This is a genomic window from Bremerella cremea (assembly GCF_003335505.1).
GTDB lineage: Bacteria > Planctomycetota > Planctomycetia > Pirellulales > Pirellulaceae > Bremerella > Bremerella cremea_A.
Map to the genome: position 1 here is coordinate 110745 of NZ_QPEX01000011.1, position 26056 is coordinate 136800.

The 26056-nt window shown below is 52.4% G+C and carries 25 protein-coding genes; 15 read left to right on the forward strand and 10 right to left on the reverse strand.

Features of this window, described 5'->3' with window-relative positions:
* The first annotated feature begins 78 nt into the window (after positions 1 to 78).
* From DTL42_RS07695 to DTL42_RS07740, 10 genes are all read left to right on the forward strand, one after another.
* The gene (locus tag DTL42_RS07695) at positions 79 to 279 is read left to right on the forward strand and encodes a hypothetical protein (protein WP_114368136.1); all 201 of its coding nucleotides are present in this window, start codon (positions 79 to 81) and stop codon (positions 277 to 279) included.
* 687 nt (positions 280 to 966) lie between these two features.
* Positions 967 to 1830 (forward strand): universal stress protein, encoded by an 864-nt coding sequence (locus DTL42_RS07700; RefSeq protein WP_114368137.1) that lies wholly within the window; start codon positions 967 to 969, stop codon positions 1828 to 1830.
* Positions 1831 to 1983: 153 nt separating this feature from the next.
* Positions 1984 to 2199 carry a hypothetical protein gene (locus DTL42_RS07705; protein WP_114368138.1) on the forward strand — a complete coding sequence of 72 codons (216 nt, stop codon included), beginning with the start codon at positions 1984 to 1986 and terminating at the stop codon, positions 2197 to 2199.
* 393 nt (positions 2200 to 2592) lie between these two features.
* The gene (locus DTL42_RS07710; RefSeq protein WP_114368139.1) at positions 2593 to 3447 is read left to right on the forward strand and encodes a PEP-CTERM sorting domain-containing protein; all 855 of its coding nucleotides are present in this window, start codon (positions 2593 to 2595) and stop codon (positions 3445 to 3447) included.
* Between the two features lie 177 nt (positions 3448 to 3624).
* Entirely contained in the window at positions 3625 to 4491 is an 867-nt protein-coding gene (locus DTL42_RS07715) for a hypothetical protein (RefSeq protein ID WP_147274199.1), read from the forward strand.
* Complete coding sequence (locus DTL42_RS07720) at positions 4488 to 5636, forward strand: cysteine desulfurase family protein (protein ID WP_114368141.1); 1149 nt, start codon at positions 4488 to 4490, stop codon at positions 5634 to 5636. The genes DTL42_RS07715 and DTL42_RS07720 overlap by 4 nt, the downstream gene beginning before the upstream one ends.
* A 114-nt stretch (positions 5637 to 5750) precedes the next feature.
* The gene (locus tag DTL42_RS07725; RefSeq protein ID WP_114368142.1) at positions 5751 to 6833 is read left to right on the forward strand and encodes a DnaA ATPase domain-containing protein; all 1083 of its coding nucleotides are present in this window, start codon (positions 5751 to 5753) and stop codon (positions 6831 to 6833) included.
* Positions 6834 to 7309: 476 nt separating this feature from the next.
* Complete coding sequence (dnaN, locus tag DTL42_RS07730) at positions 7310 to 8425, forward strand: DNA polymerase III subunit beta (protein WP_114368143.1); 1116 nt, start codon at positions 7310 to 7312, stop codon at positions 8423 to 8425.
* A gap of 212 nt (positions 8426 to 8637) precedes the next feature.
* Positions 8638 to 8952, forward strand: coding sequence for a DUF721 domain-containing protein (locus DTL42_RS07735; protein WP_114368144.1), 315 nt, complete (start codon positions 8638 to 8640; stop codon positions 8950 to 8952).
* A 160-nt stretch (positions 8953 to 9112) separates the two neighbouring features.
* Positions 9113 to 11695 (forward strand): DNA gyrase subunit B, encoded by a 2583-nt coding sequence (locus DTL42_RS07740; RefSeq protein WP_114368145.1) that lies wholly within the window; start codon positions 9113 to 9115, stop codon positions 11693 to 11695.
* Positions 11696 to 11756: 61 nt separating this feature from the next.
* On the opposite strand, the gene DTL42_RS07745 is transcribed toward DTL42_RS07740, so the two are convergent.
* Positions 11757 to 13154 carry a hypothetical protein gene (locus DTL42_RS07745; protein ID WP_114368146.1) on the reverse strand — a complete coding sequence of 466 codons (1398 nt, stop codon included), beginning with the start codon at positions 13152 to 13154 and terminating at the stop codon, positions 11757 to 11759.
* Positions 13155 to 13714: 560 nt separating this feature from the next.
* Entirely contained in the window at positions 13715 to 14647 is a 933-nt protein-coding gene (locus tag DTL42_RS07750; RefSeq protein ID WP_114368147.1) for an NAD(P)H-binding protein, read from the reverse strand.
* A 106-nt stretch (positions 14648 to 14753) separates the two neighbouring features.
* Here DTL42_RS07750 and DTL42_RS07755 point away from each other — a divergent pair, with 106 nt between their 5' ends.
* Both DTL42_RS07755 and DTL42_RS07760 read left to right on the forward strand, forming a co-directional pair.
* Positions 14754 to 15344, forward strand: a complete 591-nt coding sequence (locus DTL42_RS07755) for a DUF1990 family protein (protein WP_114368148.1) — start codon at positions 14754 to 14756, stop codon at positions 15342 to 15344.
* Positions 15345 to 15539: 195 nt separating this feature from the next.
* A complete protein-coding gene (locus tag DTL42_RS07760; RefSeq protein ID WP_114368149.1) occupies positions 15540 to 16103 on the forward strand; it encodes a superoxide dismutase family protein in 564 nt (187 codons plus the stop codon).
* Between the two features lie 140 nt (positions 16104 to 16243).
* Here the strand turns inward: DTL42_RS07760 and aroE are convergent, their stop codons facing one another.
* Positions 16244 to 17092 (reverse strand): shikimate dehydrogenase, encoded by an 849-nt coding sequence (gene aroE, locus DTL42_RS07765; protein ID WP_234824118.1) that lies wholly within the window; start codon positions 17090 to 17092, stop codon positions 16244 to 16246.
* A gap of 132 nt (positions 17093 to 17224) precedes the next feature.
* On the opposite strand from aroE, the gene DTL42_RS07770 reads away from it, so the two are divergent.
* Positions 17225 to 17959: a hypothetical protein gene (locus tag DTL42_RS07770; protein ID WP_114368151.1), complete on the forward strand. Its 735-nt coding sequence runs from the start codon at positions 17225 to 17227 to the stop codon at positions 17957 to 17959.
* 40 nt (positions 17960 to 17999) lie between these two features.
* Entirely contained in the window at positions 18000 to 18743 is a 744-nt protein-coding gene (locus DTL42_RS07775) for a hypothetical protein (protein ID WP_114368152.1), read from the forward strand.
* A 101-nt stretch (positions 18744 to 18844) separates the two neighbouring features.
* On the opposite strand, the gene DTL42_RS07780 is transcribed toward DTL42_RS07775, so the two are convergent.
* From DTL42_RS07780 to DTL42_RS07810, 7 genes are all read right to left on the reverse strand, one after another.
* Complete coding sequence (locus DTL42_RS07780; protein ID WP_234824119.1) at positions 18845 to 19705, reverse strand: class I SAM-dependent methyltransferase; 861 nt, start codon at positions 19703 to 19705, stop codon at positions 18845 to 18847.
* Positions 19706 to 19769: 64 nt separating this feature from the next.
* On the reverse strand, positions 19770 to 20225 hold the full coding sequence (locus tag DTL42_RS07785) for a hypothetical protein (protein ID WP_114368153.1): 456 nt from the start codon (positions 20223 to 20225) through the stop codon (positions 19770 to 19772).
* Positions 20226 to 20231: 6 nt separating this feature from the next.
* Complete coding sequence (locus DTL42_RS07790) at positions 20232 to 20636, reverse strand: hypothetical protein (protein ID WP_114368154.1); 405 nt, start codon at positions 20634 to 20636, stop codon at positions 20232 to 20234.
* Positions 20637 to 20658: 22 nt separating this feature from the next.
* A complete protein-coding gene (locus DTL42_RS07795) occupies positions 20659 to 21099 on the reverse strand; it encodes a hypothetical protein (protein WP_114368155.1) in 441 nt (146 codons plus the stop codon).
* A 3-nt stretch (positions 21100 to 21102) separates the two neighbouring features.
* The gene (locus tag DTL42_RS07800; RefSeq protein WP_114368156.1) at positions 21103 to 21555 is read right to left on the reverse strand and encodes a hypothetical protein; all 453 of its coding nucleotides are present in this window, start codon (positions 21553 to 21555) and stop codon (positions 21103 to 21105) included.
* Positions 21556 to 21566: 11 nt separating this feature from the next.
* Positions 21567 to 22088, reverse strand: coding sequence for a hypothetical protein (locus DTL42_RS07805; protein WP_114368157.1), 522 nt, complete (start codon positions 22086 to 22088; stop codon positions 21567 to 21569).
* Positions 22089 to 22321: 233 nt separating this feature from the next.
* On the reverse strand, positions 22322 to 23875 hold the full coding sequence (locus tag DTL42_RS07810; RefSeq protein WP_425305516.1) for a sigma-70 family RNA polymerase sigma factor: 1554 nt from the start codon (positions 23873 to 23875) through the stop codon (positions 22322 to 22324).
* A 1339-nt stretch (positions 23876 to 25214) separates the two neighbouring features.
* On the opposite strand from DTL42_RS07810, the gene DTL42_RS07815 reads away from it, so the two are divergent.
* Complete coding sequence (locus DTL42_RS07815) at positions 25215 to 26009, forward strand: SDR family NAD(P)-dependent oxidoreductase (protein ID WP_114368159.1); 795 nt, start codon at positions 25215 to 25217, stop codon at positions 26007 to 26009.
* Positions 26010 to 26056: the final 47 nt, after the last annotated feature.

Genomic DNA, 26056 nt, shown 5'->3' on the forward strand with positions numbered 1-26056 from the left:
GGAAACTGGGCCCATTGATTACGACAGAATAGGAGGGCTTTTGACATCGCATCTTTTTTTGGGGCAGCAAGAGACACGATGAACGGAATACATGCAGGCAGCTATCGCAGTGCGTTAACGACCGCCCAAGAGGAATTTGAGTTGGATATGTCGCGTCTCAAAAAGGCGTTAGCCGATGCGACTTGCTTCGAAGAAGAAGAGGCGATCGTTCTGCAAATGCGTGAGCGTGAAGCAAAACATCGTGACTTGGTCGCCTCGTTACAGCGTTCTCTCTTTTAACGGCTATCTGAACCAAACGCGCCACGCCCAATAACTGGTTATTCCCAGTGACACACACGAATAAGCTAGACAAAAGCCGCCAAATAGAACCGTTAATAGCATCGAATCACCTTATTGCATGATGGGAACTCGCCAGCGATTGCCAATCTCGCTCTACCCATCGAGACATCCCTGATGCAGCTAGGTGATTTGAAATAACCGCGAACCAGGGCTGTATCCGTCACTTCTTGACAATCTGAGCCCAATTCCCCGCATTATGAGGGGAAAATACCTCGCGGAGCGGCGAGAATTAATACGGCTGCGGAATGTCTGCGAGGCCCCTTTGCCCCCAGAATAAAATGTCTTGCTGCCGGGAATCGATCACGGGAGGTTTTCCAGATTATCGAGAAGGCAAATCTAGCTAGCAGCCCCAGGGCATAACCGGCATATTCTTTCCAATCGACCGCTGGGGCCTTAGTTTGGTCGAAAGTGATGCCACTGGGTAGCGATTTAGGCCTTGGCAACCCCAGCAAATTCCAACCATCGTACATCCCGGGCTCGCTAGGCAATGTTACAATTGAGTCATAGTCAGGTCGAATCGATTCCATGGGAGGTGGCAATCGGTCTCGTCTCAACAACGGAGCCGATCTGAGAAAATCAAACGGCTATTAGGCTGCTTTCAGACACCCCGAGGAAGGAAACAGATACATGATTCGCAGCGCACTACTGGCTCTCGACAATTCCCCGTCCAGCAAGATCGCGTTGGACATGGCGATTTCGTTGTGCCAACGTTACGTTGAAAAGAACAATGGTCGAACCGACACCATCCATCTGTCTGGTGTTGCCGTGGTTGATCTTCCCGGCATCAAGGCGCCCACAAGCGTTCCGATTGGGGCAGGGGCCTACAAAAAGCAGCGTGACGAAACGTTGCTCAAAGAAGCCCAAGAGCGGATGGAACAAATCCTGCAAGAGTTTGAACAGCGCTGCCAGGCCGATAACATTCCTTACTCTTGTATTCCCAGCGAAGGCTTGCCCTACGAACAAATCGAACGGCATGCCCTAAGCCACGACGTCATTTTGATTGGTAAAGAGACCAACTTTCACTTTGAAACAAGCGAGTATGTTGGCGCTACTGTGCGAAAGCTGTTGGTCGACAATGCCCGTCCAGTGATCGTTTACCCTGATCAACTGCCTGACAATCATCGGGTGATGATCGCGTACGATGGTAGTAACCCGGCAGCGCATGCTTTGCAGCTTTGGACGCTGTTAGAAATCTACGGTCCACAAACCGAGATTCACTTGGTAAGCATCAGTGGGGAAGAGACCAAAGCCCACGAACGTTTGGAAGAAGCGGCTAAATTCCTGGAGTTCCACGGCCTCACCGCTACCAAACATGCCATTCTTAAAACCAAAAGCGTTGTCGAATTGCTTGCCGAAAAGGTCGCGGAACTAAGCCCTCGCATGGTCATTCTAGGCGCTTACGGTCGCGGTGGCTTCAAAGAAACCTTCTTCGGATCGTCGACGAACAAGATGCTGGAAACTGCCAACTGCCCCTTATTCTTGTACAAATAAGCCGCTGCTTTCCATTGCCAAGTGCTTGATCAATTACTTCTTAACGCCGTGTTTTGAGACACGGCGTTTTTTTATTCCCCCTCGTTTGCTTGCACTATCAGACACGAATTGTAGGGTAACAGGGCAAGCATCAATTAATCGGGAGAATGCATCATGTCTCGAAAATCACGGCAGCCTGTTCGCCGCGGGCAAGCGCTCAAAGGGCCCCTCCTCATGTTTAGCGGCCTTAGCGATATGGTGATGGCGGGCATCCTTTGGTTCATGCTGGGACAAGGCGATGTGATTTTCACACTTGTTTTCGGTGTCATGGCCTTAGCAGGTTTGGGACTTATCGGCTTTGGCCTGATCACTACCCTAAGAAACGTTTGATCAAGCGAAGGGTAGCGAACTCTCGCCCTCTCTATTACTCGCTCTTCTCCCGCGAGCCCTTTGCCTCCTAATCTTCTCCTGCTGTAAAAGAAATGCGCTTTTCGCGCAAAATCCCCCATAAAGAATGAACGCACTCAGTCCTTTAGAACTGCAAAATTGGTTAACGACCAAACTTTCCTGAACGCATTTCAGCAGCCGTATCTCTAAATTACAGCTGATTTTACGTGATTCTCAGAGAAACCCCTCCTTTGGATAAGCAATTAAAGCTAAATAAACAATTCCGGCAATTTACGTTAAATGGGTCATATAAACTGTTTTAAATGGATTTACGAGTAGTTACTTTTAGGTAGAAACAAATCCCTCCTTTACCCGATTTTCGAGAGGCCAGCTTTAATGAAACTGTTACCCAAAACACTACTTGCTCTACTACTTCTGGGCTGTCTGGGGAGCGTCAGCCAGGCAGACATGCTTTCGTCGAATGTCTTCTTCGGAAGTGGAAACTCCAACCAATACTTTACCGTTTCGCAAGCGGGCGGCGTCGAAATCGGGATGCGAGCCAAGCTTCGCTATGATCCTAACGATGGAAATCAGCCTAAAAACTTTGACCAAAGTAGTGATCTAGGTTATGCCATTGAAGAAGGCTCTTACTACTTCTCGACCCCCAATTACGGAACTGATCGAGCAATCTGGAATCTCGACTGGTCAGTCAATAGCGACTTCAACCAAGGTACGCCAGCTAGCACAACCAATAAGCTATCAGCGTTTACTTACAACATTAATTTTGACTTCGATCCAGCAGGGGCGGGGAGCAACTCTTCGACTAACTACAATCCGGTAAATGAACTTTACAACGACAACTCTTACGGAAATAAGACAACTACTTCAGCGAACGATGTCACACCTGGTCCGCTAGTCTTTGGTTTTATTCCAACTGCTCCCTTTGCATCGGATCTGAATGATGACTATACAATCACGCAAAACTCGACGAACGTAGGCTTTTCTGGTTTGCTGCCAGGGACAGTTACGCAAAATGGTATCTACACGATCACCTTTAGCGTTCTTGATGGCTTGATCCCCATCGCGACAAATCAAATCAAGGTTTACGCCGGCGTGAACCCGCCAGCTGCAGTGCCTGAACCTGCTTCCATGGCCCTCTTCGGCATGGGTGTAGTTGGCCTGATTGGTGGTGGTGCGGCTCGTAAGCGTTTGAAGCAAAAACGGGAAGCCGCTAATAGCAACGAAGGCTAAGCCAGCCTAACGGGCTAGGCTAATGAACGATCTGATACGACGGCCTGCTCCCCAGTAAAAGGGTGCAGGCCGTTTTCGTAGGATGATTGCTTCTCGCCAGGGGCGTTTCGACACACTAAACTGAAGTGGTTGAAACAACTTCTATTTTTCCTTCCTGTCTTAAGTTTTACTGACCCAGTGAGCATCACTTCAGCGAAAACGATAAGCATTGATAGCCGTAAGCGAATGACCTCGCGTTTGTTGGCGTTCGCGCTAATCGGCCTCGTTGCTTTGGTGATTGGGGCAGGCGTCGTCATGAGCACGTCGACCCATTCTGGCGAACAGTTCGCCGTCGATGGCTTTCAAACCCGCAGCTTCTCGTATTACGAAGTTTTCGGCATTCGTCTCTCAGCCACCACCTATTTCGATCGGACCGGCAATTTCGAGGAAACGCTCGCCAAGAAGAAATGGATCACGGCAACGGGTAACAAACCCACCGACGACCAATGGATCACCGTCGAGCACGTTACCGGCGGTCGCGCTTATACCAGTGACGCTCAGATCTTGCTCGATTACCTGGCAATGACTGCCACCGAAGGGGCGATTGATCTGCATACTTGGTCGATAAACAACCCTGGCTATGCGGCGATTATGTGGCCAGAAGTCCAAACAGCAGCCCAAGGGAATATGTATATCTTGGTGCCTGATATCATCCACCACATGCTGCATCTAAGCGGCTCGACTGGTCACCCAGCTAAATCGCAGGAAATCGCCAATCTCAATAAGGAAGAACTCGCCACGTTAACGGCTCAGCAAACACAAAAGGGAACTGAAATCCTTTATCCTTACCTCAAAAATCTCTATCTAGAAGCCGCCAAAGCAGCTCAAGGGGCGGATGACCCTACGCGAGCCAAGTTCTGTTACGAACAAGCGTTGCGGTTTGATCCCATGTCGACTGAAATTGCAGCCGAGCTGGCCAAATTCCCCGCCGAACCAACCGAGCAGCCGGCTAAGGAAGTAACCCCAGACGATTCCAAATCATCGGAAGATGAATCTGAAAAGTGATTTACGTCGACAACAACGCGACAACTCGCCTAGCCGAGGAAGTCGCCCAGGCCCTTGCCGAGGCCTATGCCACTGGATACTTAAATCCTTCTAGCCAGCACCAACTTGGCCAAAAGGCCCGCCGCAGGTTGGATGACGCCCGCGAAACAATTCTCAATCTTGTCGGCGGCGAAATCACTAAATTCCAAAGCGATCGGCTCGTCTTCACCAGCGGAGGAACCGAGGCCAACAACCTAGCTTTGTTCGGTTTAGGGAAACCATCTGATGGTCAAGTCATCATCTCGGCAATCGAGCACCCTTCGATCAGCGAAGCCGCCGACCAATTGCGGGCCCAAGGAACAACCGTGCGGCAATTACCGGTCGATTCCAACGGTGTCGTACAGTACGAAGAGCTTGGCAATTGGCTAACCGAACCGACACGCCTGGTTAGCGTAATGCTGGCCAACAACGAAACGGGCGTTCTCCAACCAGTTAGCGAAATCGCAGCAATTTGCCGCCATCGCCAGGTTCCGCTGCATGTGGACGCCGTGCAGGGGATTGGCAAAATACCCGTCAATTTCCGCTCGTTGCAAGCTTCTGCCATGACAATTTCCCCCCATAAATTCCACGGTCCGCGTGGAATAGGGGCACTCGTGCTGGACGATCGCGTGAAGCTGAACCCCACCATGTTTGGCGGTTCACAACAATTAGCCATGCGGCCAGGGACCGAAAGTGTAGAACTGGCAATCGGTTTCCAAAAAGCCCTTGAACTTGCCCTCACGGCTCTGCCCACAGCTGGTCTGCGAATGCAATCGCAACGCGATCGCCTGGAAACGTCCCTGCTCGGGGAATTAGGGCCGGAGGCAATGGTAATCAACGGCGCCCAAGCGTTACGTTTGCCTCACACCTCAAACCTTGCCTTTCCAGGCATCGATCGCCAGGCTTTAGTGATGGCCTTAGACATGGCAGGCGTGGCATGCAGCACTGGTTCGGCATGTGCTAGCGGCTCGTCCGAACCCTCCCCCACGTTGATTGCGATGGGGCTAAACGAAGAGGTAATTTCCGGCTCGATTCGTTTAAGTTTGAGCCGCGAGACAACAGAAGAAGAAATCGACAAGTTAGTTTTTCATATCTCTAATTGTGTCAAAAGGTTACGTCGACGATAAAACCGCCCGAAAAGCGATCCCCTGGCTAGTTTTCCCCATGCAAAAACCCTATAATTGGGACTTCGTTAACTAGTTGTCTGACAGACACTTCGGCAAACGAGCGACGGAGTTTGGGTGGTTACGGAGATCATCACCATAGCTTTGCCCTGGGTCCGGCAAGAGGATCCCGCCCTAAATGGTTCCGCCAAGCGGTCCATAGAGGGACTGCGCCCGTTTGTAGCTGGCCCCGAGAATCGCTTGATTCAATCGGCGGTCGAAGCGTTAAAACAAGATGCTTCGCAGTTCTCTCCCTTAGTGCTCTATGGGCCGAGCGGATCTGGTAAATCGCATTTGCTGCAAGGCTTGATGGGAGTCTTAATCGAGAGAAATCCCAATCTCGACGTGTTGGCCATTACCGGTAGCGATTTTGCTCGCGAGTATGGCAACGCTTTACGGCAAGAGACCGCCAACGAAACGCGTGCCCGCTTTTTCGGGGCCGACGTGTTGGTGCTGGAAGACCTGCACGAGATGCTGCACTTCCCCTCGATGCAGCAAACACTGCTGCACTTGCTCGACGAGCTTGATCGACGTGGGGCAACCGTCCTCGTTTCGTGTCGCGAGAATCCGATCGCGATGGAAGGCTTTTCATCCGAACTACGCAGCCGGTTGTCGGCTGGTTTGTTGATACCGGTCGTCTTGCCAGAGCAGGGGACTCGCGAGGTTCTCATTCAAGGGATCGCCACGCGGCATAATCGCAAAATCACCCAGATGGCCGCCCAAAAGCTGGCCGTCGCGTTTCCGCACGGACTATTGCAGCTCAGCGGGATCGTTAATCGCTTGATCGCCCAAACACCGCCTGAGCGTTGTATCGATACGGCATTGGTCGATTCGCTTTTGCAAAGCGATAAAAACACGGCCAAGATCAGCCTGCGAAACATCGCCAACCTAACGGCCAAGTATTTCCGCGTTAAGGTGGCCGACATGAAGGGAAGTTCGCGGCGACAAAGTATCGTCCAAGCGCGCAGCGTGGCGATGCTGTTGGCGCGGCAACTCACCGAAGAAAGCCTCAAAGCGGTTGGCAAGCATTTTGGTGGTCGAGACCACACCACCGTCATGCATGCCGTTAGCAGTATCGAAGCCAAGCTCAAAAAGGATGTCGCGTTGCGAGAAGCCGTCGCCGAACTACGCGAGGCCATACTGCAACAAAGTACAAACTAACACGGATGAATTTCGAAGCGGGACATTTCCCGTAGGGTCCGCTATGCGGACCAATAAATGGTGAGACAGCCATGCGATCTCACCTCCTTCGAACCGTTTGCATAAGCTGCATACGACTCGAAGAAAAACGCAAGATAGATGCATTAGATAACATGTAATTCCGGCCTGCACCGCGGGCCCTACGGAGATGGAGAGTGGAAAAGATGTCGCTTTTGTGTGCGTGAATGTTGGTAAAGCGTTGCTAGCCGGTTTGGAAAAAAACAACCAACACCGCTAGCGAATTTGTCGACGCGAAAACAACAGGGAACCAACGGCTTAGCGCCAGGTTTTTCACACACATGAAATGAGCTAACGACTCGGGAATCGTCGAGTCAAACAGACTTGTTCACCGACTTATCGACAGCTCGTGGCGGCGCCTTACTACTACTACTCTTTCGAAATACTAAAAGAAGACATTTGTTGGATTCTGTTACTCCATGAAAATCACGTTCGACCGCGAGAAGTTTCAACAGGCATTCCAGACTGCGGCCATGGTAGCCCCTAGCCGTAGTCCCAAGCCGATCCTACAAAACGTCAAACTTGACGCCACTGAGAAATCCGCCATCCTAATGGCCACCGATATGGAAATCGGCGTGCGGATCGAAGTGGAAGGCATTGAAGTCGAACAGCCAGGCAGTATCGTTTTGCCTGTGGCACGGTTCGGTTCTATCTTGAAGGAGGTTCGCGATGAAAAGCTCAGCGTGCAACGCGAAGAATCACGCACCGTCGTGCAAGCCCAACACAGCAAGTTCACCTTGTCGAGCGAAGACCCCGACGAGTTTCCCACTGTGCAAGGATTCGCCGAGACGAAGTACCATGAAGTATCGGCTCGGGTTTTCAAAGAACTAATCCGCCGCACGCTCTTCGCCACCGATACCGAAAGTGGTCGCTATGCCTTGGGTGGCGTGCTGTTGGAACTTGGCGAAAACAGCATCACCGCGGTTGCTACCGATGGCCGCCGTCTGGCCAAGATGGAAGGGCCTGCTACGCAGGTCGAAGGACATGGCCAAACCGACGCGATGACGATTGTGCCTTCTCGGGCGATGCAATTGATCGAGCGAAGTTTGACCGATCTCGAAGCGACGGTGCAAATCGCTTCCCGCACCAACGACGTACTTGTAAAAGTTGGCCCAGCCACGATCTACGCTCGCTTGGTCGAAGGACGCTTTCCGAAGTGGCGTGATGTGTTGCCTGAGAAACGAGATGCGGCCCATATCGAGATGTCGGTCGGTCCCGCGTTCGCCGCTTTGCGTCAGGCTGCCATTGTGACGTCCGACGAGAGCCGTGGAATCGACTTCACGTTCGGCAACGGCTCGATGATCCTTTCTAGCAACACGGCCGAGGTGGGCGATTCTCGCGTCGAGATTCCGATCCCGTTTGATGGCGACCCTGTCGAGATCACGATGGACCATCGCTTCGTTGCCGACTTTTACAAGGTGCTAGGGAGTGAAAACAACTTCACCCTTAATATCCAGAATGCCGAAAGCGCTGCCCTATTCAGCACAGACGACAACTACGACTACGTCGTGATGCCGCTGGCCCGTGATCGGTAAGTTACCCGAATTAGGGTGCGTCGAGACGCACCAAGAACGAGAGTACGGTAATACATGGCGTTCGTGTGGAGACGTAAACGAACTGAGCCGAAACGTGAACACCAAGAAGATGCAAGACAATTAGCAGGTCATGGTGCGTCAAGACGCACCCCACAACAAAGCCCTGTCGGGGCGACGCGGAACTTGAACCCTCAGAAACGGAATTTCCAATCATGAGCGATCGCCAACCAGGCCGGGTGCAATCGATCAAAGGAACGTTGGCCCAGTTGATGGTCCAAAAGGGTTACGCCCAAGTTCAAACGGCCGATGCTTGTCAAAAGGCTTGGAGCGTTGCCGCCGGAGAGCGATTGGCCGAACATAGCATCGCCGGCAATGTCACCCGAGGAAAACTTTTGGTGATGGTCGCCAACTCTACGATTAGCCAGATGATTAGTTTTCAAAAAACAAAGATCCTCAAATCGTTACAGGATCAACTGCCCGACCACAACATCACCGATTTGAAAATCAAAGTCGGCAGAATCGACTAGCGTAGGGTCCGCTGTGCGGACCGTTTTACGATGGTCGTTTCCAAGCATTAACCCTTGAAATTCGATACTTTCATTTCATGTCGTGCTGCGAAAGAAACCTCTTTCACAATTGCGACACGGATTCTGGTCCGCATAGCGGACCCTACAACGAAAAGCGAATATGACTGAACCAAACGAAGTGAACCCGCCCGAAGATCAACCAACTGGGGACGTCGAAAACAAGGAAGCCGCCAAGCAGGCTCAACAGGCCAAGGCCAATTCCGAATATGGTGCGTCCGATCTTGAGCACCTTTCCGACTTGGAACACGTTCGCGAACGTCCGAGTATGTACATCGGCGATCGCTCGACCCGTGGTTTTCACCACTTGGTATACGAAGTGGTCGACAACTCGATCGATGAAGCGATGGCCGAGTTTGCCACCAGCGTGATCGTGACGGTTCATAACGATAACTCCGTCACCGTGGAAGACGATGGCCGTGGTATCCCGGTTGATAGCCACCCGCAACTTTCTGAACAAGTTGGCCGCGACGTTTCGACCCTGGAAGGGGTGATGACGGTGCTGAAGTTCGGCGGCAAGTTCAGCAAAGGGGCTTACCAAACATCCGGCGGTTTGCACGGCGTGGGTGTGACGGTGGTGAACTTCCTTTCGGAATGGTGCGAAGTGGAAGTCTACCGCGACGGGTTCGTCTGGCAGCAGGAATACGAACGAGGTGTTCCCCAAGGTCCGGTTCAAAAAGGTCAGCCGACCAAGAAGCGTGGTACCAAAACCACCTTCAAGCCAGACGGTCAGATCTTTAACGTCAGCAAGTTCAATCACGACACCCTGGCCAAACGCCTGCAAGAGCTCGCCTTCTTGAACCGGGGTGTGATGATTATTTTCGTCGACGAACGAACCAATGATCGGGACGAGTTCAAGTACGAAAAAGGGATCATCGAGTACGTCGAGCATCTCAATCGCGCGACGAATGCTCTGCATCCCGACGTGATTTACTTGAACGGCATGACTGAAGGGGTGGGATACGAAATTGCCCTGCAGTACAGCGAAGAGTACACCGAAAATCTCCACTCGTACGTGAACAACATCAACACGCACGAAGGGGGAACACACGTTTCCGGTTTTAAGACGGCCCTCACGCGTACGCTGAACAACTACGCCAAAAAAGAAAACATGGTGAAGGACATGGCCCTCTCGGGCGATGACTTCCGCGAAGGTTTGACGGCGATCATCAATACCCGCGTGCCGGAACCGCAGTTTGAAGGCCAAACCAAAACCAAGTTGGGCAACAGCGAAGTTGAAAGCTACATCAACTCAGGTTTCGGCGAGTTCTTTAACAAGTACTTGGAAGAGAACCCCAAGGTCGCCAAGATTATCGTTCGCAAGGCGATGTTGGCCGGGCAAGCCCGTGAAGCGGCTCGCAAAGCTCGTGACCTTCTGCGTAACCGTAAAGACGCCCTAGGTGGCGGCGGACTGCCAGGCAAGCTGCGCGATTGCATCAGTAAAGAGATGGAACGCTGCGAACTGTACCTGGTGGAAGGTGACTCGGCTGGTGGATCCGCCGAAGGGGGACGCTTGCGAGATTTCCAGGCCATCTTGCCGCTACGAGGTAAGATCATCAACACCTATAAGGCCCGCGAAGACAAGGTTCTGGCCAACGAAGAAGTCCGTAGCATGATCCAGGCCATCGGCGTTGGGATTGGCATGGACCAAGACATCAACAAGCGGCGTTACAACAAAGTGGTGATCATGACCGACGCCGACGTCGACGGATCACACATTCGTACGCTGTTGTTGTCGTTCTTCTATCGCCAGATGAACGAACTGGTCGCCGGCGGACACGTTTATGTGGCTCAGCCGCCATTGTTCCGCGTGGTCCATAGGAAGCACATCCGCTACGTGCAAACCGAAGAAGAGATGAAGAACCAACTTCTCGAAAACGGTTTGGCCGATTGTGCGTTCGTTGATGAAAACGATAACGTGATCGAAGGGGAGCAAATGGAAAAGCTGTGCCGCACGTTGGCACCGCTAGAAGAAGCCATCATCGCGCTGGAACGCCGCGGCATTGGTTTAAAGATTCACGCTGTCCGAATGGATCCGACCACCAATAAGCTGCCTGTTTTCCGTCTGGTTTTGGGGCGTGAAGATCACTGGTTTATCACCAAGAAAGAGGTTGACGCATTCCTGGAAGAACGTGGTTTGCTGGCCGAACCAGAAAGCACTCTGCCGGAAGCTGGCCCAATTATCGAGGGCGCTGTGGTCGCAGGGGAAGAAGGGACTGCCAGCGAAGAGCCTGTGGTCGAGCAAGATCCGAGCGAAGTTCCGCACATCACCGAGATGCACGAAGTGCGGACGATCAATATCAAGCTGAGCGAACTAGCCGAACTCAACTTCGATATCCATGCTCTGATTCCTCAAGAGAGAACCGGCAGTACCGAGTCGCGTTATACGCTGCGTCGGGGCGAAGCAGAGACCGGCTTGGAAGACTTGCGTGGTCTGTTGGCTGCGGTTCGTAGTGCTGGGGAGCGTGGCCTACAGGTGACCCGCTTTAAAGGTCTGGGCGAAATGAACGCGGAAGAGCTTCGCGAAACAACGCTCGATCCTCAGAACCGCACCTTAATGCAGGTTACCATGACCGACGCCTCCGCCGCCGACGACATGTTCCGCATTTTGATGGGGGACAAGGTAGAACCTCGCCGCGAGTTCATCGAGAAACACGCTTTGGATGTCCGAAACTTGGACGTTTAAGCAAGGCATAAAAAAAGGCCCATCAAACGATGGGCCTTTTTCGTTGGGTGTTGGCTGACGATTAGCTTCCGTCGGCGTTTTTCAGCGATGGCTTGCCAGTCTCATCACTATCGCTAGGTGAGTTTGCCGTGTTGGACTTTTTGCCTTCCACGGTTTCTTCAATCGTCTCTTCCTTTTCTTCGAAGGTCGTCACTTTGCGTTCGACCACAGTCCCTGGCTTCATGGCCGGAGTTGGTTGGCTGGGCGAGATAACCTCGCGACGCGTGGTGGTGGCCGGCGCGATGGTGATTGGATTGCCGTAGTCATCCAACGGAATCCGCATCGTGACGGTGCGTGGTGTCCGCTTCGTGTAGGTGTACTGAACCCACTTTGGGTTCAGCTTGGTCTCAGTGACGGTGCTGGTTTCAGCAACCCACTTTTGCACCTTCACTTCGTACGGTTCCACTTTTTGCTCGTACACCATTCGCGTTGTGGTGACCGGCACCTTGCGGACAACTTCTTCCGGAACCCACTTGCAGACTTTAACCGGAACGATGTTCTCGATTCGTTCCACCACTTGTTTCTGCACGGTCACCGGAATTTGGTTGACCTGTTGAACTTGTTCGTAGCGGGTCACGTTGTACGGGATCCGTCGAACTTGAACTTCGTCTTCGTATCGAACACGTTGAACAGGAACTTGCTGCGTGACCTGAGTTGGCACGTATTGCGTGGTCGGAACTTGCTGAGCAACGACGTTCGGCACGTACTGCGTGACATTGGAAACCGTCCCAGGGCGTTGCTGCGGAACCCAGTGGAGCCCGCCTCGATCGTACATCACCTGACCTGTGGCAGGATCAACGTAAGTTTGCCCAGTCGTCCAGCGCAAACGATTACGAACCGGACCTGGCGTATAAACCTGAGAGGTTTGATAGCTACCTTGGTCGACGTACTGCGTGCGACAAACGGTTTGCGGTTGGTACATCGTCACAGTTTGATTTTGGATAACCGTTTCGGTCACCGGTCGGCGGACGACGCGTTGCTCTTCCATGAACTGAGTTTCGACGACCGGACGCATCACGGTTTGAACCTGTTCGCGCATCTCGGTCTCGTTCACGTAACGAACTTGATTGTAGCTGCGATCTTCGGTTCGTTCTTCCCACACCGGCTTCATCACGGTGTACCGTTCTTCCCGTTCGGAAGTTTCCGTAACTGGCTTGGCTACGGTATAAACCCGTTCTCGTTGTTGGGTTTCCCAAACAGGGCGATAGGTGGTGACCTCTTTAGGAACTTCCACCCGTTCGTATTCCAAGCGATAGGTAGTGACCGGTTGTTCGTCGACAACGGTCTGAGTAACGATTTTGTAGCTCGGTCCGCAACCGCCGCAACTTTGAGCCAGGGCGATGTTCGGAGTAATGCTCGAGCCCAACATACCCAGCAGGGCAGGGGCTACCATTGCCATTTTAAGGTGAGCGAGTTTCATGATTGTTTAGTGTCCTAACCAAGATGGTTTTTCGAATACGACCTGTGGAGGCCTATCCGCCGACGAAATCCTTCTCGCTCCTGCTCGGTTCTAATCCCTTAAACGGGGCGCCTCTTCCACATGGATGAGCCTTATTTAGCGTCGCAAAAATCATGCGGACTGGCAAACAGAAAAGTTTACCAACCGAATTGATTTCAACTGGAAAAGCATACCTTACATAGTCTTACGGCAAACAAAAATGTTTCAAGATTTCCTTTCGAATTGCCGACGAACTAATCCGTTTTTTTGGCAAACTGCAACTACTTTGCAAGGTCGTTGCGGGCTAGCTTAACCAGTCGGAAAAGTTTACCGAAAGCATCATCCGCAGTAGCTGGGCGTTGCGTATCCAAAACGGATGTTGCGAAATCACAACATCACGCTCCACAGCCTTGCTGCGGTCGATGCTGTCAGGGGGGATGCTGGCAATACTTGCTACAAGCCGGTTCGCCAGCTTATCCCAAAGTATGCTGACTGCTATCGCTTGGACTTTCTGCCGCTAGAGTGTTGCCTTTGACAGGCAATTATGAATTTTCCAGCCGAACTGCTTGATGAATCGCTTCGGCCGTTGACATGGGACGATGCGAGAAACGCTTCTCTGCCCGATCATCACTTACGGTCGTTGGGTTCCGTAGACCTTCAATCAGATGGCGTCCCACCTCGGCGCTGGTCGGGGTGACAAGACCTAGCCACAAGCTTGACAGGTAAGGGGTGAGAAAGGGAACGCGAACCAGAATCCGTGTTAGGTTCTTTTCCTGGGCATACATCTGAATCAGTTGCCCATAGGTCACCACATCATGGCTACCTACTTCGAAAATATCGCTTTGGGTAAGGGGCAACGCAATGGCCTCAAACAGATACTGCAAGATATCTTCCGTGGCGATTGGTTGGGTGGGCGTCGATAGCCAGCGCGGGCAAATCATGATGGGCAGTTTTTGTGTTAGCGAACGAATCATTTCGTACGACAAACTGCCAGGCCCTAAGACTACCGAGGCACGTAGCTCGATCGTGGGCACCCCGGACTGTTGAAAAATCTCTCCGACTTCATGCCGGCTGCGAAGATGCGGAGAAAGGTCGGGATCGTTGTCGTCGCCGAGACCACCGAGATAAATAATCCGCGAAACGTTCGCTTGCTTGGCTGCAGCCACGAAACTTTGCGCCGCCAGACGATCGTTCTTCTCAAAGTCTTTCGCGTTTCCCATGCCATGAATCAAATAGTAAGCCACATCAATCCCTTCTAGCGACTTACGGATGGTATCGGAATGAAGTACGTCACCGATGCTGATTTCAACTTGATCTCGATAAGAGGGATCGAGGCGGTCCGGATTTCTCACAAAGCAGCGGACGTTGTGAAACGGCAACAATTTCGGTACGAGACGACTACCGATATAGCCAGAGGCGCCGGCTACTAGAATGGACTTTCGGGGAAGTGAATCATTGGGAATTACGCAGGTCATGGGCATTCTTATGTCGCCAGACAAGTGAGGTTATCTCGCGTAAAATCCTACGGTTAACGGCTCTAAGTAGGAGAGCATGAATAGACAGTGCGTAATAGGAACCGCAATGTTTCGATTTTCATCACCTGATTCCGAGACGGTCGAACGATTCTTGGCTGATCAACGGAATCGCCCTTTGACCTATGGACATCAAGGAAAAACGGCGACAACTCCGCCGTCTGGCTTTAACCTTGATCATACGCGGGTTTGTCTAGGGCAGGGAATTGAAATATTCGACAAAGCAAAAATGGGGCTGCAAGGATGGCAACAATTTGAATTAGGTTGGGTTTCCGCCAGGCCTGTTTCGACGCCCATCGGCGAAGGAGAGCAAATCTGCATTGTCGGTCAGGCAGTTGGTTTGTATTGGTTGAACGCCTGCCGGATTGTCTATGTCATCGACGACTCGACGAGCCACCCGAAATTCGGATATGCCTACGGGACCCTACCAGCACATATGGAGATGGGTGAGGAACGTTTTCTCGTTGAAATGGACTCGCAGGGGGATGTGTGGTACGACATTTTGGCTTTTTCCCGCCCCAACCGATGGCTCACCAGGCTGGCCAATTACTACATGAGAACACTACAAAAACGCTTTGGCCGCGAGTCGGCAGCTCACATGAAGGCGATTGCCCAAGGCAAGATTCCCTCCAGTTTCTAAGTACACTTCGCCAAAGTGTCGCGTATCGTATTGATACTTCGTGGTATGAACCGGGGGTAAACTCGGATGCCTTGGTGGAATCGGTGCAGGCGATGCGTAACAATGGTCGCAAGCTCGCGCGGTGAGCCAGAAGGTTGACGAAATGGTTTTGTCGGCCTGGAATACGCAAAGAACTCCCGTAGGAGAAAAAGCATTATGAAATTAGGCATCCTGTCCCTATCCGTTTTATTATTTGCAGTCCCTGGCTTGGTTATCGCTCAAGAAGCGGAACACGCTCATGCCGATGCAAAACACGCGGAAGAAATGTTGCCAGAGGAAGCCGTTGCTGTTTTCGCATCGACCAGTGGTAGCGATGTGAAAGGGGTGATTTATCTAACGCAAGAAGATGGCTACGTTCATCTGACCGGTAAGGTGATTAACCTGGAACCAGGCGAACATGGTTTCCATATCCATCAATATGGCGATCTGACGAAAAAAGACGGTACGGCTGCTGGTGGTCATTACAATCCATCCGATCACGAGCATGGTGCCCCTGGTGCCCATAGCCACGTTGGCGACCTGGGAAACATCACCGCCGATGACAAAGGCGAGGCCAAGGTCGACGTCAAAGCCGAAGGTCTTAAGCTGCACATGGTGCTAGGACGTTCGCTTGTGGTGCACGCCAAAGCAGACGATCTGAAGAGCCAACCTTCCGGTGCCGCCGGTCCGCGTGTTGGTGTCGGCGTGATTGGAATCGCTCAGCCGAAAGAAAAAGAATAAGACCAACGTGTAACAACGTTTGGATTTAAAACGAGCGAGGCTTTTGGGTTCAAAGGCCTCGCTTTTTCATGCGCCCTGTATGCGTTGCAAGCCTTGCCAGAATCTCTCAACCTTCAAGGGAGAGGGGACAAGAGGTTGGGTTAAATGCCCAGGTATTCTTCTAAGGCTTCGCGCATGACGGTGGGGTCTGGATCGACGCCGGTCCAAATCTTGAAACCGATCACTCCTTGGTTGACCAACATTCCCAAACCGTCGATCGTCTGACAGCCAGCTTCTTCGGCCGCTTGCAAGAAGAGAGTCTGGGGTGGGTTGAAGATCACATCGGCCACCACCATCGACTCGCGGAAAGTACTTGGATCGACCGGAACCATGGCACTGCCATCGCATAGGCCGATGCTGGTGCCGTTGATTACGATATCGGTATCTTCGGCCAAGCCATGTGTACCGTTCCAGGGAGTCCATTTCGATTCGATGCCGACCCGTTCCGACAACAATTCGGCCAAGGCACGCCCTCGGCTTGCGTCGCGGTTGACGACTTCGATACTGGCTGCTTTGTTCAAACCGAGTTCCACGGCAATCGCCCTGGCCGCGCCCCCAGCACCTAACAGCACAATCTTTTTCTCTGCCGGGTCAATTACTTCCTTCAAGGCCGATACAAATCCCTTGCCGTCGGTATTCTCACCGACGAAACCATCTTCTTCTGCGTAGATACAATTGACGGCCCCCATCAATTCGGCGGCTTCGGTCAGGCGTGTGAGATAAGGAATGACGGCCACTTTATGGGGAATTGTGAAGTTGCCCCCGCGAAAACCCATCGCCTTCATCCCGGCAACGGCGGCGGCAAGATCTTCTGGCGCGACTTCCAGTGTCAAATAACGCCAATCTAAACCAGCCGCAGCGAAAGAACGCTCCATCATGAACTGTGATGGGTTGCCTGCCACCGGCTGACCCATGCAACATACGATTTCCTGCAATGATTCGTCCGCCATGGTTTCTCGCAATCCTTTTTTCGCTGACAAATGCCTACAAGCGTTACATTGTGAATTTTATGCACCTTTTTTGCAACTTCCCGGGCAGAAGGAATACGTGCAATTGTTGCCTGGTCCAATCACTATGGAGAAATGATCACCCCCGGAAAACTTCTGCTCTTCTTATTAGTCGCGGCCAGCATCTGTGTCGATATCGCCTTGGCTGCAAACACTTACGCGCCAGATCCTTCTCAAACCATGTTCGGCTGCTTGTTGGGGCTGATCTTAGGGCAAATCGGGCTGTTGGCTTCCGCTTGGGTGAAACGACCAGAAACGTGGGCGTGGTGTTCGGTCGTCTTAATCACGGCAGTAGCCGGAGGTAGCTTCATACTCGGATCGCTGGGGAAGGTCCCGCTGTTGCACTGGACGATTATCTTGGCGGTCTTTGCCTCGCTGTGCGTTTCGCTGCCGATGATCTATCGGATTAGCCACGGTCAGGCCAAGTCGCAGTTCTCGTTGGCGGCCATCTTTGCTTTGATGACGGCGGCGACTTTGATTTGCTTCGCCGTGATTCACATCGACTTCCCTTGGCAGGAACTTCCTATCGCGCTGCCTGGCCTCATGGTTTGGAGTTGTCCGGCCATGGTTATTGGCCTGACCATGGTCGAGCAGAAGGAAGATCCACGCCGCCAACTGGCGATTGGCTTAGGGGCAATCCTCGCCATGTCGCTCACGGCGGCTTGGCTGCTGCCCAGCATGTGGAATCGCCTGCCGGTGGTGATCGCCTGGGAGAGCATCTACTTGATCATTGCCGGCATGGTAGTCTTCCAAGCACGAGCCAACGACACAGAAGCAGCCTCGCCAGAAACAACGTTTTTGGAAGGCTAATAGCTTTTTTTTTCGTTCAAGGATCGCTAGGCTAGGCCGTATGAAAAACGACTTTGCCAAGTACGCGATTCCTCTGCTGGTCTTCAATTGCCTATGCATTGACGCCTTGTTGATTGCAATGGCCTACGCGGAAAGTCCTAGTGAAGGTCCGTTCTATTTGAACATCGCCATGGGAACAATCTGGGGACAGTACGCACTGTGCTGCGCGGCACGGCTTCGTTTTCCGGAACACCCGATGCTCACGAAGATTGGCTTGGTGGCAATTCCGCTGGCGACTCTACTTGCTTATCCGCTGGTCGATCCCACTGAGGATCTTAGCATCATGTTGCCTTTGATTTTGATGTGCTTTGCACTGACGGCGATCTTTTGTCTGGCCCCTGCCACGATCGCCCATTGGCTTTATCACAAGCATGGTCGTCAGTTGAGGATGAAGCACATGCTGGTTTTAACCATCGTGTTTGCGGTGGCGTCGTTCGGTTTTTCGCAGCTGGACTTCGCCGGTATTCTGCTGCTGTTTTTTACCTTAGTTGCTCTTCCTTCGATCATGGCTTGCCTCATGCTTTCGTTGCCTGATCAGCCGATGCTGTATAGCGTTACGATGGTTGTCTTTCTGGCGATTGCTTTATTGGCTAATCAATTCGATATTTACCATCGATATGTTGGAGACGCGCACGTTATCCTTGTTTCGCAAACGCTTTGTTTGTGGCTTGGGGGGCAGTTCTTGCTTGCTGCCGGGAGAGGTGTTCCGCATGAGTTGGAACGAGTGGAAATGGATGCCGCCTAACAACCGTCACAAGCTGCGTGCTATCGTGGCAAATCGGCCAATAGTACGTCGGTAGGCGTACTGTTGTACGTTGGATTACGAGCGCCGAAATCAATAGGTTATTAGCTGCCCGGCAACCACAAGCTGCCTGCTTCGACCCGTGGTTTGTCTTGGCCAACGCGGCGGGCTTTGATGCGGACGTAAGGGGCGATGAACATGCTGCGGTCTTCGAAGCTGTTGGGCTCGGCTTCTTTCTTGGCGTGGATCGGTTCGACCAAATCTTCGATCACCATCCCGGCCTGGCAGATTCCGCCGACCAACTGATCCCAGCGATGCAGATACTCGAGCGTTCCTTCTTCGCGATGGCGGCTTCCTTTGACTTCGGGCAGGGGGCCGGTGCGATAGTAAGGCTCGGTCAGTTCGTACCCGCGATCGCTCCGTTTGACGTCTGCTTGTAAGCTGGTCGGTGTTTTGTGTTGGCTGATGTAAAGCCCACCGCTGCATAGCACCTTGGCAACTTCTCGAAACACGGGTGCGACGTCCGGCACATAACAGGTACTGACCGGGTGGATGACGATATCGAAGTCGGCAGGCGCGAACATCGATAGATCGTCCATCGAAGCTTCAACCGTCTTCAATTGCAGGCCACGGTCGGCGGCCACTTTGCGGTCGATCTCGAGCTGGGCTCGGCTGATATCGACTACCGTGACGATTGCCCCAGCGGCGGCGTACAGCGGCCCTTGGCGTCCACCCCCAGAAGCCAGGCACAACACGCGCTGCCCGTAGATGCTTTCCCCGAGCCAGCCCCATCGGTCGAGCGTCTTCAGCGGATTTTTGAATTCTGCTTCCTGGGCTGGCTGAGCGAACCGGTGTCCACCACGGGCCATGCGATCCCAAGCACCGCGATTGTGCTTCTTTGCGGGCGAGTTCTTTTCAGAAGAAGGAGAAGAATCGTTCAAAGGTTTGTGCTCGGTGAATGCCATGCGGAAAATCGTTCGGTGTCTCTTCGATCATACCTTCCGCCAGCTTCGTGAAACATGGGGACCCCTATGATGCCACGCCGAAGTAGTACTTCCGAGAAGCTGGCACCGACAAGAGCACCAAGACGACTCCGCTGGCGAGCATGCCGAGGTAACTCCAATGCATGTACTTCGCCGGGATACAGCCTGAGCACAAAATGTTGCCGGTGAAGAACGAGGCAAACAATGCTCCGTAAAAGAGATTCCCCATCCACCAGGTCGAGGGCATTTTCATCAACAGTAGCATGCTAAATACAAAGTTGAATCCCGCCACTAAGACACCAGCAGCGCCAAGATAATAGAACCCGAGCGGAACGCCTGGCGTGAGTGCCATCGCCAGCAGCATGAGCATCACCACCGAGGTCGGGGCGAGTTCTTTTTTCTTCTTGAATGGTGGTTCAGGAACAAGTTGCGCTGGAAGTGGTTCGTCGTCGACAAACCGAGGGGACTCGAACGGATTCTCTGGTTCGGATTCGGAGGCCATGAACTTTCAATTAACGTGAGTAAAACCGTAGTAGCGGCGCGAACTGGGAAAGGCCAACAAGACCAAGCTAAGGGCACACAATATCGCTGGCAACAAAAGCATCAACCAGTTTTCTGAAACCAACCCCACGGCACTGGCCGCAATCAGACCAACAAAAGTTATTAGCAGCAAACTTAAATACGTGATCGCTACGTTCCAGATGGTACGAATGCCCAGGAACAACAGGCTGCCGCCAAAAATTAAAAACCAACCGTTGATTGCCAACAAAACACTGCCAAGACGATATTCGAGCAGATACGAAACCAATAACAGGATAAGTCCCAAGAACGAAGCATTGAGGATGGCCAGCAACGAAGCGGCCGGCAACATCCCTGCCGGTTGTTCGTTATCGAGTGATGATTCTTCGATCAATTGCGGCGAAGCAAACGGATTTTCATGTTGTGGTTCGATGGTAATAGTCCCAAGCAGATCGTTGAAATAAACAACCGCAAATAATCAGGCAAAGCGTCACACCAACCACCACTACGATTGCTACCATCAGAAGGCCAAAGTGAATTGCCGCAGCGATTCCTATGGCGAGAAATGCAGCATCGAACAGAAAGAAAACCAGCGCTGCTGGCCAAACCCAACGTCGAGGTTTTAACAGATAAACAAGCATTCCTACTAAAGCGGCAATCATCAATACTCCGCACGGTCCGAATACCAGCAAGGAGATGAATTTGATTGGCAAGAGTACCACGCCCAGGAGCCAGGCTAACTGTAAGCTAACGGGCGGTGCCTGACGTTTCGCCAAATCTCCATCTACGGAAACGAGCTTGACTTCGACCGTTTCTTCTTCGATCAATTGCGGCGAAGCAAACGGATTTTCGGTCATCCCTTATCCTTCCTCGGGCTCGCTCTGCTCTGGGGAATCAAAGTAATAGCGACGCGAGGTTTTTAAGAGGATCGCTACAATCAAAAAGTAAAGCACCAGTGGGGATAGCTCGTAAAGGGTCGGCGGACGAGATTCGGTAAACCCTACTGCACTGGCCACCAGCATGACCAAGCTCATCAAACTGGCGTAACCTAGTCCTAGCCCCCAGGCCAACGGCGAGGGGTAAAGAACTACGAAACCAGCGGCACCGCTCAAGATCGAGACAAATCCCATCCAGGGGATTCCCAAGTTCAAGCTGACCATCCCATGAATTGTGGCCGTAAACAAAAACAACATCCATGTCAGCGCTACTAAGCTCGGCATCTGGTCTTCGAGCGATTGTTCCTGATCGGGACTTGGCGGAATTTGTTCTAAGACCGTAGGCGATTCAAACGGGTTATCACTTGTGGGCTGCATTGCTCTCTTTTTCACCAACGGAAACCACACGAACGACAACGTCTCTGGAAGCAAAGCAGGTCATCGCCGTTGGCGTTGATCTTGTGACATTGCGGACATTCTAACTGGTGATATTTTCGCACAGTCGGCCGGCCCAATGCCAGGAAAATGAAAAGGCAAAACGCCGCTTGAACCAAGCCAGACCAAATCGCCAGAGGTGGTTTGCCGACTGAGTACGCCATGATGGCGAAACTGACTGCCATCAAACCATGGAAACAAAAATAGAACCGCGCTAGCGCCCAAGTCGGACCACTTCGCGCGATCAAGCCCGAGGTAATGAACAACGACAACACCGCTCCTACCAACAGCGTGAACTGGTTGGACGACTGACGATCGCCAATCAGCACGAACTCGCCTACCTGCAGCAGCATCAGCAGATAGCCCAACAACATTGCCACGGCCATCGGACCGGGAATAGAAGAGAGCTCAGTCGAGGGCTGCTCGTCATCGCCGTGAGGGGAAGTGAACGGATTTGACTCTGGCTTTTCAGGCATCAATCGGCAAAGCTCGCAAAGTTATCGACAGGTAGCAACATTTTATCAAACGCCTATCGACCAATTACTGACCAGTTATCGACGTCTTATCGACCGGTTAACGACATGCTACTGACAGGTTATCGAACCGTTATCGACGGGTTATCCACATGCCTGGAGGGAACAAAAAAAGCCGGACCCAAGAGAGTCCGGCTTTTGAATTTCGAAAGTTGTCAGGCGAACTTCGCCCGGGACTAGTCGAGGAAGCCGACCAAGTCTTGGCTGCGGCTGGGCTGTTGCAGCTTGCGAACGGCTTTGGCTTCAATCTGGCGGATACGTTCGCGGGTCACCTTAAAGATGTGCCCGACTTCCTCCAGGGTGTAGCTGTAACCGTCGCCTAAACCGTAGCGAAGTTTGATGATCTCGCGTTCCCGGTAGCTGAGGGTTTTCAGTACGCGACCGATTCGGCCTCGCAACATTTCCTGAGCGGCACCGTTGGCTGGGCTTTCGGCTTCGCCATCGGGAAGCAAATCGCCGAACTGGCTGTCTTCGCTGTTACCGACCGGACGATCTAGCGAGATCGGGTAGCGGCTCATGGCCAACACGCGACGAGCTTCCTCGACGGTGGTGCCGGCACGACGGGCCGTTTCTTCGATGGTTGGTTCGCGTCCTTTTTCCTGCAGCAGCTGACGAGCCACGTTACGCACGCGAGACATCGTTTCGACCATGTGAACCGGAATACGGATCGTACGGCTTTGGTCGGCCACGGCGCGGGTGATCGCTTGGCGAATCCACCAGGTGGCGTACGTGCAGAACTTGAAACCACGGCGGTACTCGAACTTGTCGACCGCACGCATCAAGCCAGCGTTACCTTCCTGGATCAGGTCCAAGAAGCTCAGTCCGCGGTTGCGGTACTTCTTAGCGATCGAGACGACCAAACGCAAGTTTCCTTCGGACAGCTCGCGCTTGGCTTGCTGGTATTCCGAGTAGATCGATTTGACCATCTGGCAGCGACGATTGAGGCTCTTGGGAGTCTCTTGCGTGGCCATTAACAGATTGCGGTATTCAGCCAGCAGCGGTTCGCGATCTTCCTGCGGGGTGTTGTTGGCTTTGTGATCGTCGAGGCGAGCTTTAAGCTCGTTCACACGACGGCAAAATTCTTCCAACACGCCGATCTTCGATTCGATACGCTGGGTACGCAGACCGAGTTCTTCGATCAGTTTGACCACGCGTTGACGGCGATGCCCCAGACGCTTCCAAGCAGCGGAACGCTTTTCAGCGGAAGCCGACTTGCTGAGCGAAATGATGTAATCGCGACGATTGCGTTTGAGCAGCTTGTCGATCGTGACCAGATTCAAAGGCATACGCCCCATGATCTGTTCTTTTTCCAACCGATCGGTCACCGAGACCTGAACCGTTCGATCGAACGGCAACTCACCATCTTGAACGCGCTGAAGCACTTTGAAGGAATCTTGCGCGACGTAATCGCATTCCAACAGTAAGCGACGGAACTTAGCGCGGGTTTGCTCGATCTTGCGAGCCAGGAAGATTTCTTGCTGGCGGGTCAACAAGGGAATCTCGCCCATTTGTGTCAGGTACATGCGTACCGGGTCGTCCGACCAGGTTTCGCTGTCCTCGCTGAACTCGTCGGACGAATCATCTGCCGAATCGTTCGACATATCGTCCGTATTGTTCAACATGCGATCGTCATCGGAATCATCAATAACATCGACGGCAGCATCGTCGAAGCTACGTGGCCGTACACGAGCGTCATCATCTTCGAAATCGTCAATCAACGAATCGTACAACATATCACTCCTTCACTCGCCAAAGTGAGGCTGGTGTTCTTCTAGGTTTAACCCATGGGTGGACGGGAACAATGGTTTCGTCTTCCCGCCGGTTCCACACATTGAAAAGTGAGTACTGCTTGCGAGGAAAAACTTCGCAAGTCTACCACCCAACGCGTGAATAACTGCCGTCCTTGGATATTTGGAAAGAGATTACTTTTAACAAGTCCATGCGGTCTGCTTAGTTTGCCCAACTGATAAAAGTTCTGTGCTGAGCCGGGCGAAGGTCGCTGATCTTGCGAGCTCATCGCGGCATCCAAGCAACTAACGGACAACGTCGGCGTGCTTCTGGTTATGTTGTTTGGTAATCCGTGCCCCTTTCCACCAGCACCAAGTCCTCTTCTTGGCACTGAACGACGCAGCCTCTTGCCGCGTCACAGAAAATCACTCTAACCCTTTTTAATGACCAGACTTTCAACTCCTAAAAAATCGGCCTGTTCACCTAGTGTAATCAACCGGAATGCCGCATTTCCACGAAGTTTGCCGCTTCTATACGACCTTGCAGTCAAGGAATGCTAGGGAAATTCGCTTAGTTGATTTCCTAAATTACGCATCTTCACCAAAGTAAAACCAGCTTCACCAAACTTCCGTTGTCTTTGTGAATTGTTTCTTTGTTGAAAACGTCCTCGTCTGTTCCCTCAATCTTATGAGTGTCGCGCTTCTACATTGCGGGGTAACACTCACAAACCTTTATGATTACCAAACCTCAACTCGTTTCACGACTTTCAGAAGTCCGTCTACGGAGCCGCGGGTTTATGACCGCGGAATAGATGTTCGTGCGAGAGATGAGGGTTTGGTGGATCCGGAAGTTGTTGGCCAGAACTTATCGAGAGTCCATTCGTCGATTGAATTCACCCAATTCTAACTAGACCCTAACCAGGGTCCATACTTTCGTTAAGGAAAAGTGGGCCTTTCCAGGCCTTTTCAGCTTGCGGACAACCACAGTCTATCTCACGTTTTCGAGGGTGTTGCGATTTCTTTTCCCTTAGCCTCCTTCCTGGGGGATCATTGTGCCAATGCATCACTTTTCGGCGATGCGAGTTGCCTTTCTAAGACCTCCGTCTTCCTGATTCCACAAACGGGACACCTCGGAAAACTTCGATGCAAATCACGGTTTTTCCCTTTCAGGGCGAACGTAATAGGTCATCGTTTATTCGCCAAATTACATCGATTCTGGCTTACATCCCACCTTCAAACCACTTCGCGAATTGCGAGTCTACGTCGGCCTCGGTAGCATAGGCCGATTGAAACCCACAATTTCTCCCCAAATCCACACTCCACCATCTCTGGAAAACTAACCATGACGCAGCGTGAATTCGAAGGACAAGTGGTCCTTGTGACAGGTTCAAGCCAAGGCATCGGTCGATCGGCCGCCGTTGAATTTGCGCGACGGGGAGCCAATGTCGTGGTCAACTATCATTCCAACCCCGCCAAAGCAGAAGAAGTGTTGGCAGAAATTGAAAAATTTGGGGCCGAGGCAATCGCGGTAAAATGCGATGTCTCTAACTACGATGCGGTCGAAGCGATGGTAGCCCAAGCTGTCGAACGGTTTGGCAAGCTCGATGTGGCGGTCTCGAACGCCGTTTACAGCGACCGAGAATTTTTCTACGAAGCCGACCTCGAAGGCTTTCGCCGGACGATCGAAGTCACCATGTGGGGTGCATTTCACCTCTTACGGGCCGCCTCGCGCCAGATGATCGCCCAGGAGACACCTGGGGCGGTCACCATCGTTAGCTCGCCACACGCATTCATTCCGGCCCCCAAGGCGATGGCTTACAACATGTCGAAAGCGGCCATTGAGCACATGGCCAAAACAGCGGCGATCGAACTTTCCGACTTCAAAATCCGGGTCAATATCGTTCAGCCTGGCTGGACCGATACGCCTGGTGAACGCAAGTTCGCTACCGACGACATCCTGCAGGAAGGGGGTGCCAAGATTCCTGCTGGACGTCTGGGCACACCTGAGGAAATGGCCGAAGCGATCGCCTACATGAGCAGCCCTCGCAACACTTACACCACTGGGGCGACTTTGTTGGTCGATGGTGGCATCTCGCTTCCTTGGTGGGGCAAAACAGGCCGCGCGGCACCTAGCTAGCCCGAATCCGATTTGGCTACAAATTGAACCGTGTAACCAGTTTAGTC

Bases quoted from the DNA above. Each gene is read 5' to 3' on its own strand.
- DTL42_RS07695 (WP_114368136.1), top strand. From the start codon at position 79: ATGAACGGAATACATGCAGGCAGCTATCGCAGTGCGTTAACGACCGCC.
- DTL42_RS07700 (WP_114368137.1), top strand. From the start codon at position 967: ATGATTCGCAGCGCACTACTGGCTCTCGACAATTCCCCGTCCAGCAAG.
- DTL42_RS07705 (WP_114368138.1), top strand. From the start codon at position 1,984: ATGTCTCGAAAATCACGGCAGCCTGTTCGCCGCGGGCAAGCGCTCAAA.
- DTL42_RS07710 (WP_114368139.1), top strand. From the start codon at position 2,593: ATGAAACTGTTACCCAAAACACTACTTGCTCTACTACTTCTGGGCTGT.
- dnaN (WP_114368143.1), top strand. From the start codon at position 7,310: ATGAAAATCACGTTCGACCGCGAGAAGTTTCAACAGGCATTCCAGACT.
- DTL42_RS07735 (WP_114368144.1), top strand. From the start codon at position 8,638: ATGAGCGATCGCCAACCAGGCCGGGTGCAATCGATCAAAGGAACGTTG.
- DTL42_RS07740 (WP_114368145.1), top strand. From the start codon at position 9,113: ATGACTGAACCAAACGAAGTGAACCCGCCCGAAGATCAACCAACTGGG.
- DTL42_RS07745 (WP_114368146.1), bottom strand. From the start codon at position 13,154: ATGAAACTCGCTCACCTTAAAATGGCAATGGTAGCCCCTGCCCTGCTG.
- DTL42_RS07750 (WP_114368147.1), bottom strand. From the start codon at position 14,647: ATGACCTGCGTAATTCCCAATGATTCACTTCCCCGAAAGTCCATTCTA.
- DTL42_RS07755 (WP_114368148.1), top strand. From the start codon at position 14,754: ATGTTTCGATTTTCATCACCTGATTCCGAGACGGTCGAACGATTCTTG.
- DTL42_RS07760 (WP_114368149.1), top strand. From the start codon at position 15,540: ATGAAATTAGGCATCCTGTCCCTATCCGTTTTATTATTTGCAGTCCCT.
- aroE (WP_234824118.1), bottom strand. From the start codon at position 17,092: ATGGCGGACGAATCATTGCAGGAAATCGTATGTTGCATGGGTCAGCCG.
- DTL42_RS07770 (WP_114368151.1), top strand. From the start codon at position 17,225: ATGATCACCCCCGGAAAACTTCTGCTCTTCTTATTAGTCGCGGCCAGC.
- DTL42_RS07775 (WP_114368152.1), top strand. From the start codon at position 18,000: ATGAAAAACGACTTTGCCAAGTACGCGATTCCTCTGCTGGTCTTCAAT.
- DTL42_RS07780 (WP_234824119.1), bottom strand. From the start codon at position 19,705: ATGGCATTCACCGAGCACAAACCTTTGAACGATTCTTCTCCTTCTTCT.
- DTL42_RS07785 (WP_114368153.1), bottom strand. From the start codon at position 20,225: ATGGCCTCCGAATCCGAACCAGAGAATCCGTTCGAGTCCCCTCGGTTT.
- DTL42_RS07795 (WP_114368155.1), bottom strand. From the start codon at position 21,099: ATGACCGAAAATCCGTTTGCTTCGCCGCAATTGATCGAAGAAGAAACG.
- DTL42_RS07800 (WP_114368156.1), bottom strand. From the start codon at position 21,555: ATGCAGCCCACAAGTGATAACCCGTTTGAATCGCCTACGGTCTTAGAA.
- DTL42_RS07805 (WP_114368157.1), bottom strand. From the start codon at position 22,088: ATGCCTGAAAAGCCAGAGTCAAATCCGTTCACTTCCCCTCACGGCGAT.
- DTL42_RS07815 (WP_114368159.1), top strand. From the start codon at position 25,215: ATGACGCAGCGTGAATTCGAAGGACAAGTGGTCCTTGTGACAGGTTCA.